At 53.1% G+C, this 2266-nt stretch carries 2 protein-coding genes and 2 pseudogenes; 1 reads left to right on the top strand and 3 read right to left on the bottom strand.

Features of this window, described 5'->3' with window-relative positions; genetic code table 11:
- Positions 1 to 61, bottom strand: a 61-nt coding sequence (locus BSG20_RS39140; RefSeq protein WP_143147631.1) for a twin-arginine translocation signal domain-containing protein, incomplete at its 3' end; no start/stop codon positions are given.
- 603 nt (positions 62 to 664) lie between these two features.
- On the opposite strand from BSG20_RS39140, the gene BSG20_RS35165 reads away from it, so the two are divergent.
- Positions 665 to 1174 carry an ABC transporter permease gene (locus BSG20_RS35165; protein WP_083540082.1) on the top strand — a complete coding sequence of 170 codons (510 nt, stop codon included), beginning with the start codon at positions 665 to 667 and terminating at the stop codon, positions 1172 to 1174.
- 234 nt (positions 1175 to 1408) lie between these two features.
- Here the strand turns inward: BSG20_RS35165 and BSG20_RS39135 are convergent.
- Positions 1409 to 1863: pseudogene (locus tag BSG20_RS39135) on the bottom strand (hypothetical protein).
- Positions 1812 to 2266: pseudogene (locus BSG20_RS39130) on the bottom strand (hypothetical protein); the annotation flags it as partial. The pseudogenes BSG20_RS39135 and BSG20_RS39130, both read right to left, overlap by 52 nt.

Genomic DNA, 2266 nt, shown 5'->3' with positions numbered 1-2266 from the left:
TGACGCAAAGCGGGCAAGCAGCAAGCATTGCCAAACGTTTGATGAAGTCACGTCTTTCCATATTCGTTCCCTGTTAATGAGCCGCGCGCATAGCGTTCGCCTCTCGAAGATACGTCGTTGTTGGCCTCGCAGATAGCCCTTACGCAATGAGCGTCGTAACCTGCCAAGCGTTATGCTCTGATTGGCAACTGCAGAAATCGATTGTTTTGATTGGAGACATCCATGTATCGAATGTTGCCGTGTCCATTTCGCATCAATGCTGGGCAAAGGCTGGCCACAACGCGACAGCTCGTAGAACCCGATTGGGGGAACACCGGTCGATTTTCGACCCGTTGCATCCCACCTGCTCATGATCGCAGTCGATTACTCTAGCATTTCGCTGAATCCGCCGATGTGGACGCTTATTCAGGAAATGCGCATCTCATTGATGTTCGCACTGATGGCCTTCTTGATCGTGCGCTATTCGTGGAGAGCCTTGGCTGTCGTCGTCGCCTTAGCGATCTTCAGCACTAAACCTCGGTCATTGTCGGCGAGACCTTTGACGACAAGGTTTCTTCATCTTTACTGACGAGTTCGATGCTAATTTTTATTACAGCTATTTTCTTCATCGGGTTTTTCCCTAAGGCGATCGTTGAAGGCAGCTTCCTGCTGGGCGACTTCGCATATGCACTGGTGGCGGCTTACATCATCGTCTCTTGCATTTCCTTCCCTCTGCACACGGCTTTTTTGGAGACACCGGTTTTGCGATGGAGTGGAAGGGCGTCTATTCGAGGCACCTAAAATAGTTATCGCGCATCTAGCCATCGTATTGTCCTACACAATGCGGGTTTTGACGACTTCGCTGGCGGGGTTGCCGATAGCTTTGGAGGAGGCGGCGTCGACGCTTGGGGCTTCACCACTCGTCGTGATCCGTCGCGTGACGTTGCCACTAATGGCTCCGGGTCTTGTGGCGACTTGCGCGCTTGCCTTTCTGGTATCGTTTGACGAAGTTGTCATATCGCTTTTTGTGACGGGACCCCGTATAACGACACTGCCCGCGGCGATGTACCAACACGTCGATACGAGTACGGATCTATTGGTGGCCGCAATATCCGTGCTTCCGATTGTATTGACCCTAGCAGTCGTAGTGATTGTTGATCGCTCGATAGGTCTCACCCGAGCGTTCGTGAAATGATTTCTCGCTCTGCGATAGTAACCCAGTGCGAGGACTGAGATCCTGACGACGCTATTTTTTGGGGAGATGCCCTCGACCGTCGGGTGGGTGGTAAGCAATCGACAACAATGGGACGAGAAGCGTGAATGTTACACCACGATCAGAACGAAATCGCCCGGATTTTAGGTATCCCGCTTCGTCGGGAAGGGGAGTACGCGTGGATAGCCAGGCATGCAATGCGATCCTTTCGTTATATCATCGCGCTATTGAGAAGACTGCTAAATCCAACCCGTCAGGAACATCCAACAAATCATATGACGTTATGTGCGATGGCAGGCCTACCCTATCCACCTCGCGATTGTGACGACAAGTCGGCTGTTGCAGATACCGAAATCTTTTCGAAGACCACTGAAAAGCATGCCCAAAGCGATGCTGCTCCCTTTGAATAGTAGGGTCTGAGCGAAAGGCTGCCGTGACAGTGTTCGCCATCAGCATCGCAATTGTCATCGGTCCTACACCTCCGGGAACGGGGTAATTGCTCCTGCAATGTTGCGGACTTCCGCGAAATTGACATCCCCGACCAGCCTGGTCTTACCTTCACCACGTTCGGAGGCCGAGAGACGATTTATCCCGACGTCGATCACGGTGGCTCCGGCCTTCACCCAACCCGCCGTAACCAACTGTGGCCTTCCAACTGCCGCGACGAGAATGTCTGCTGATTGAGCAATAAGATGAAGATTTTCTTCGTCTTTGAATGGGCCACGGTTACGGTTGCATTCGCGCAGAGCAGAAGTTGCGCCATTGGGTTTCCGAACAGATTAGAGCGGCCAATGACCACGGCATTGAGACCCGACAAATCGGCACCGTAAACGTGTCGTACGAGAACCATTGCGCCCGCCGGTGTGCAGGAAAGGAGGCCGGTTTCCGAGTCGCCTGTCGCCAATTTTCCGGCATTCACAACATGGAGTCCGTCAACATCCTTCTCAGGCAGGATAGCCTGGACGACGGCCTCGGAATCTAGAGCGCGTCCATTGAACGCGGAATCGCGTTGAGGATTCCCCTGGCTGCGGAATTCTGATTCCATCCCCCGACTGGTGATTTGGTCGGAGGCAC

The sequence above is a fragment of the Rhizobium tibeticum genome (assembly GCF_900110205.1).
GTDB lineage: Bacteria > Pseudomonadota > Alphaproteobacteria > Rhizobiales > Rhizobiaceae > Rhizobium > Rhizobium tibeticum.
The sequence above is the reverse complement of the archived record's forward strand: the minus strand, read 5'-3'. Positions and strand labels throughout refer to the sequence as shown.